The organism is Gemmatimonadota bacterium (assembly GCA_026706845.1).
GTDB lineage: Bacteria > Latescibacterota > UBA2968 > UBA2968 > UBA2968 > VXRD01.
This window is the reverse complement of the sequence record JAPOXY010000113.1, coordinates 1-6,834: the sequence shown is the minus strand read 5'-3', so window position 1 is coordinate 6,834 and position 6,834 is coordinate 1. Positions and strand designations below refer to the sequence as shown.

The window sequence follows — 6,834 nt, the reverse complement described above, 5'->3', positions numbered from 1 at the left end:
CCGCAGTAATAGTCACACCTCGCAATTTTGGTCGCATAACACTCTACGGTGCTGACCTATCGTTTGCGTATTATCCAAACGAAATATGGGCTTTTACCGGCAATTACTCCTACGTCAGCAAGGACTTGTTCCCCAATTTAGACAACATCGGCGACATAGCCCTCAATGCCCCCCGGCACAAATTTAACATCGGTATCGATTGTCAACTGCCCAATACACCACTTACTATCAGTGGGAAATTGCGCTATCGCGGTGGTTTCCCCATGCAATCCGGTATATATGTCGGCAAGGTAGAGTCTCATACTGTTTTGGATTTGAATTTGACCTATCAGTTGCCACTTTCAAATGACCGCTTCACGACCTCCTTAAATCTGAATGCCAGCAATTTGCTAAACCAGGGATATCGATCATTTATAGGTTCGCCCTGGATCGGACGCCTGATTACAAGCAGCTTGCACGTTCGGTTCTAATACTTGCAATATTCCCACAAAAAATCCGAATCGTTGTGATTCGGATTTTTTTGTTTTCAGAGATTTACCCAAGCGGCTGATACGGCCGAGATTCTGGATCGCGTTCGGGAAGCCCCAAACTATCCCAAAAAATTGTGTGTTCAAATGGCGTGAGGCGAAAATCCGGAATGGGAACTGGCGCACCGCCCAACTCAGCGGATTTATTTGCCAAAATCCCCGGCAGACAGTATTCAATGGCGCGATACACATCAATCGGCGCCGGCTTGCCAGCGAGAATAGACTGTGTAAAATGTCGGGCGAGTTTTAAGTCCGCACCGCCGTGCCCAGCAGAAGTATCATCGCCATGCGCGCCAAGACCAACAGGTAAAACCTCCCAACCACTGCGATGATCAGCCCCTCGGGAAAAGCGACGAGCGTGTTTTTCATAGCTAAACCATTCGGCACCGCCCTCAACGCCAAAAATGCGATAGCGGTGTTCAGAAGGCCGGGCTGTATTCAGCGTAACCATAATTTTAATAAGCGCACCCTTTGCTGTTTCGAACACCGCGATCTGACCGTCGGAACGCAGAGGCGCGTCGGCACTTCGGAACGGCGCGCTGCGACAAGAAACAGAAACACAGCGGTCATCAATCACTTCGAGCAATGGTCCCAGATCGTGCGTCAGATATTGAATAGGAGGTTGATCGGCGCGCCAGATCGGCATTGCATCCGCATAACCGGCTACCCGCGCTCGAGTCGGCGTATGACGCGAACTATCCGGACGAAAAAGCGTAGCCGGCAAATGGTGAATATATTCGCCTTCGGCAATGGAAATAGGACCAAAGCGATCTTCGGCAACCCACTTGCGGAAATAGCGAAAAAAATCCCAATAACAGGTATTTTCTCCCAGCATATAGGTTTTGCCCGTATATTCAACGGTCTGGCGCAAATTCATACACTCTTCTTGCGTATAAGCCCCGGGCACTTCCGAAAGCACATGACACCCCGCGCGCATCGCCTCACATCCGTGTTCCACCTGCAATTTCCCATTCGTCGCAACCACAACAGCATCGGGTTTGAGATCGAGCAAATCGTCAAACTCGGGCAAGATCGGAGCCGTTGCACCAACCGATGCTATATGTTGCTCGGCGCGTTCTCTCAAGCGCGGAAAGCGGTCGCAAGCACCGATAACCTCTGCCTCTTCGAGAGCGAGAAAATTTTTGAAATGCGTAAAACCGCGACCGAGACCCAGAATACCAACTTTGAGCTTATCCATACTTAACCTCCCCGATCAAACAGACACAATGCGGATATCAATCTCAAATGCACTGACGGGATAATTAATACCCCAGATTTCGAGAACGCTGGGATGAACTTCGCCAATAAGCCCGTAAACGCGCTCGTCTATACAGATCTCGCCACTGCGACCGGGCAAAAATGTGGGATGATCAATCGGCGCAATCGTATATTCAAAATCAAAATAATAGGACAACACCTCGAGATAGCTCTGAACACCGGACAAATTGGCCTCATCACTCGCTTCGAGCGCGCAAAGATAAATATCTGTGCGCGTACCGTAATTTTCCCCCAGAGCGAGAACCCCCACCTCACCCACTTCAAAAATCCGATGCGGATACAGCGCGCGACGGCTTGTGGCTTCGGTCTTGAGCAAACCGGGCAACAACGACCCTCGAATCGCACTGTAATTCTCGGACATGGGATTTGAAATCGAAATAATCTGTGCATCTGGATTATTCATATCCACGGTCTGTTCTTTTTGAGAACAGAGAATCGGCAAAAAGACCTCTTGAAATCCACACCCAACCATGAGATTGCGAAATCGGTCTGCGAGATCCTCTTCTGGCGCGGCTTTGCCAACCGTAAAATCCCGGGGCATCTCGGGATCAAAAGCCTCGTACCCCACGCCGATCACAACATCTTCCACAACATCCACGGGATGCAAAATATCGTCGCGATAAGGCGCTGGACGCACGTTAATACGCCGCTCTCGCACATCAATATCCCGATACCCCATCGCGTTGAGCGCAGTCTGAATCTGCTCCATCGAAACATGTGACCCAACCACCTTGTAAATCTCATCTACATCGACCTCCAACGGCTCGGTCAGATCATAAGGGCACGTCAGAACCTGTCCTCTCGGCGTCTGATATGGATAGCGCACCGTCACGGGATAAATGCGACCGCCCCGGTCAGCCATATTGACCGCCATAATCGCCAGAGACAAAAGAATAGCGTCGAGTTCAGGCCCCGTCGCCTCGCAAAACAAAAACGTATCCCCCACCTCAACGCGACCCAGACTCTGGCTATTAATCACAGGCGGCATGGACAGAACCTCGCCGCGCGAATCGCGGATTAGAGGAAACTTATCCTTCCCCTCGAGAAGATGTGCATACGTTCTGCCCGTGGGATGATCGGACAAAATCTGTCGCAAAGACATCTCAGCCTCAAACTCCAGGGGTACAAAAGCCGTCGCATCGGGATCAACTGCATCGTATCGCACCGGATACACAATATCGGACGCATCGTAAATCCCGATCGCAACAACACTGCGACCACGCCCATACCCATCGGCGAGTTTTTCCTGCGCCTCGATAAGCGCATCCAGTGCCGCATCATCAATCGCAATACCACCACATGCAAAAGCGGCAATATAGGGACGGACATCTCGCAATGCGGGATCGACAATAACCTCCCGTTCCTCCGATACACCAGACGCATTAAAAAAAGAATACTCGGGCTGAACATTCTCCCGATGGCTTTTGAGCAATCGCGCAAGCCCTTCTGCCGACCACAAATCGGGGCGATTGGTATCCTTGAGCTGAATGCGAAGCGTATCGCCCTCTTCAGCATCAATCTCAGCCTTGGCAGTTTCGAGTGCAACACTCAAACTCTCCGAAGAATAAGCCTGCCCTGCGAGACGTTCAAAATCGGGTTTATTGACAGTAATTGTTGGCATCTTTACTCCTACCGCGTATTCCTGACCAAATCCAAATCCGTACTGAACAAATCGCGTATATCGTTAATACCCAGCGCGACCATCGCCATTCGATCAACCCCCAGACCCCAGGCAATAACCGGAACATCCACACCCAGGGGTCGTGTAAGCTCAGGACGAAAAAGACCCGCACCACCGAGTTCGATCCAGCCCAGAACGGGATGCTTTGCCTGAAGTTCTACCGAAGGCTCGGTAAAAGGAAAATAATCGGGCACATAGCGCACATCTTCGGACTGCGCGATCTCAAGGGCGAACAACTTGAGCAAACCGAGCAAACTTCGAAAATTTATCTCCTCGCCCAGAACAATACCCTCAGCCTGAAAAAAATCCGCTGCATGCGTGGCATCGACATCATCCGGGCGAAAGCAACGCGCAAGAGCGAAATATTTACCCGGGATATTCGGTTCTGAAGCAAGCGTACGCCCCGAAAGCGCAGTACCCTGACTCCGCAAAATAAGGCGGCGCGACTGCTCGGGATTAAATTCATATCGCCACCCGCGCGAGCCCGTCTCACCCCCGTTCTGATGCGCCTCCGCCACCCTGGAAAAATAGGGTTCTTCAGCCTCTCGGGATTTCGTCGGCTCCGTAACATAATACGCATCGTGAATATTGCGCGCCGCGTGGAACTGCGGCATAAAAAGGGCATCCATATTCCAAAACTCTGTCTCGACCAGCGAACCCTTCATCTCTTCAAAACCGAGCGCCATCAACCGGCGCCGCACATTATCGAGATACGCCCGATAGGGATGATGCTTCCCAATAAGCACGCGCGGCGGCTTAATCGACAAATCATATCGGCGAAAAGACGCACCCTGCCATGTGCCCTTCTGAATCATTTCCGCCGTAAGACGAGAAATCTCATCCCCCGTGAGATTGGCTTTAACAACCTCCACAAGCACGCGCTGCCCTTCATCCGTAAGGCAATAAACCCGCTCCGTGCGCTCGTCCAGGCGAACAGGTGCCTTGCTCCCCCCGCGTTTGCGGGCATTGGCTTCGATATACTGGACAATATCCTCGGGAAAATCGCCGATCTCAATTCCGGTATCGGAAAATTTCTCAAACAATTCTGGCATCAGTCGATCAAGAAAAAAAGAAGCCCGATCTGTATCGACAATAACAATAGCCCCTTTGTCCAGATCGACAACCCCATCCTTTTTCAAACCGCCAAATGCACTACCCCAGGCACCTCTGTCAAAACGCTCGTCGGCTTGCAAATCCTGGATCCCAACGCGCTCTGCACTCACCCGGGACAAAAGTGCGGTCTCTGGCGTCGCGCCCTTTGAGACAAACTCCCGTCCCACTTCCGTAAGCGAAACCGTCACGCGCGTATTTTCTTCCGTAACTTCCAGCAACTGCTTGGAAATCAACCACTCAACCGCACGCCGAACCTGTCCTTCGCCCATGCCCGCACCACTTTGAAGTTGTGCATCGGACTGCCCGGCACCGGCATTGTTTTCATACACACGCAAAATGCGAATTTCGAGCGCATGTAAAGATGCGAGATCAATCAAGAAAAACTCCAATGTTAGTATTAGACAACAAAAAAGCCCCTTCGTCATCATAGGGACGAAAGAGCTTTCGCGGTACCACCCTATTTGCGCTAAAAAGCACCACTCAGTAGATGGCCATCACCATCCTGTCCATTATCGGTGGACCCACCGGCTCGGCTTAATAGGAAACTATCTTTCCATTCGGCTTTGCAGCTCGGGAGGGAACTTCGCCTGTGCATCCTGTAGATGTGCTCTCAGCCCGGGACACATCCTCTCTGTGCAGTTGGGAACAGACTACTTTTCTCCGTCACAGCTTTGAGGACAAAACATAGAAGTTTGCGCTATAAGTGTCAAGCCGAAAGTCGCAAATCTACCCTCCAACCGTCTTTCCAAATACACTCACAAACAGGAGAAAATCGGGAAAATCAACACTCCCACTCCCATCGATATCGTATTCGGACTCAGCCGATCCAAACGCACCCACAAACAGGAGAAAATCAGTAAAATCAATTACACCGCTACCGTCAAAATCCGATTTGGCCTCCAAAGAAAGCGGCTGAACAACGCCAGAAATCGTCAGCGTATGCTTAGCGCGGTCCGGATCATTACTCAAAATAGTGATACTACCCGAAAACTCGCCTTCCATGGGTTTGGGGAACGTAATCGTAACCGCCTGTGAACCCTCTGGCTCCAGCGTAAACACAGAAGGTTCAAACGTCAAACCAGACACATCGCTCTCTATACCCGTAACCTCCAACGGCGCTGTACCCGTATTCGTAATCGTAAAAGTCTGCTGAACAGTCTTTTCAGCATCAATACTCCCGAAATCAATAGCCGGTTCTCCCACAACGAGCACGGGCGCAGGTGCCGCCTGCACAATCACAGACACGGATACAGTGTGTTTCGCGCGATCCGGATCATTACTCGAAATAGTGATACTACCCGAAAACGTACCCTCTGTAGAACTCGGAAACGTAATCGTAACGGTGCGCGAACCATTGGGTGCCAATGTGAACATCGCAGTATCAAACGTCAGACCCGACACATCACTTTCAATATCCGTAATTTCAAGAGGTGCAGTACCCGTATTCGTAACCGTAATCGTCTGCTGAACAGTCTGTGCAAACTCAACAGTACCGAAATTAACTGCTGTTTGCTGAACTGCAATCGCCGGCACAGGTGCCGCCTGTACAATCACAGAAATCGACAGCGTATGTTTTGCGCGATCCGGATCATTATTCAAAATAGTGATACTACCCGAAAACGTACCTTCCGTAGAACTCGGAAATGTCACCGTCACTATCTGTGAACCATGGGGTGCCAATGTGAACATCGTAGTATCAAACGTCATTCCCGACACATCACTCTCAATACCCGTAATCTCCAACGGCGCTGTGCCCGTATTCGTGACCGTAATCGTCTGCTGGACCGGTTGACCTATCTCAACAGTACCAAAATCAATGGACGTCTCTTGCACTGCAAGCACTGGCACAGGCGGCGGTTGAACGATCACAGAAATTGGCAGCGTATGCTTCGTGCGATCTGGATCATTGCTCAAAATACTAATACTACCCGAAAACGTACCTTCCGTAGAACTCGGAAACATAATCGTAACTGTCTGCGAACCATTGGGTGCCAATGTGAACATCGTAGTATCAAACGTCATTCCCGACACATCGCTCTCAATACCCGTAATCTCAAGAGGTGCAGTACCCGTATTTTTGATCGTAATTGTCTGCTGGACCGGTTGGGCAAACGCAACAGTACCGAAATCAATCGCTGCCTCTTGCACCACAAGTGCTGGCACAGGCGCCGCCTGTACAATCACAGAAACGGATAATGTCTGTGTTCCACTCTTCGGATCATTACTTGAAATAGT

General features: G+C 50.6%; 5 protein-coding genes and 1 other annotated feature. Of the genes, 1 reads left to right on the top strand and 4 read right to left on the bottom strand.

Annotated features, from left to right (window positions below; translation table 11 throughout):
• On the top strand, positions 1 to 470 hold a 470-nt coding region (locus OXG87_11230), incomplete at its 5' end, for a TonB-dependent receptor (GenBank protein ID MCY3870120.1).
• A gap of 64 nt (positions 471 to 534) precedes the next feature.
• On the opposite strand, the gene OXG87_11225 is transcribed toward OXG87_11230, so the two are convergent.
• From OXG87_11225 to OXG87_11210, 4 genes are all read right to left on the bottom strand, one after another.
• Positions 535 to 1,725 carry a Gfo/Idh/MocA family oxidoreductase gene (locus OXG87_11225; protein ID MCY3870119.1) on the bottom strand — a complete coding sequence of 397 codons (1,191 nt, stop codon included), beginning with the start codon at positions 1,723 to 1,725 and terminating at the stop codon, positions 535 to 537.
• 15 nt (positions 1,726 to 1,740) lie between these two features.
• Positions 1,741 to 3,426, bottom strand: a complete 1,686-nt coding sequence (pheT, locus tag OXG87_11220) for a phenylalanine--tRNA ligase subunit beta (protein MCY3870118.1) — start codon at positions 3,424 to 3,426, stop codon at positions 1,741 to 1,743.
• An 8-nt stretch (positions 3,427 to 3,434) separates the two neighbouring features.
• Positions 3,435 to 4,976, bottom strand: a complete 1,542-nt coding sequence (locus OXG87_11215; protein MCY3870117.1) for a phenylalanine--tRNA ligase subunit alpha — start codon at positions 4,974 to 4,976, stop codon at positions 3,435 to 3,437.
• 48 nt (positions 4,977 to 5,024) lie between these two features.
• Positions 5,025 to 5,275: a binding site (T-box leader), on the bottom strand.
• Between the two features lie 50 nt (positions 5,276 to 5,325).
• The coding region (locus OXG87_11210; protein ID MCY3870116.1) for a choice-of-anchor D domain-containing protein at positions 5,326 to 6,834 on the bottom strand (1,509 nt) is incomplete at its 5' end.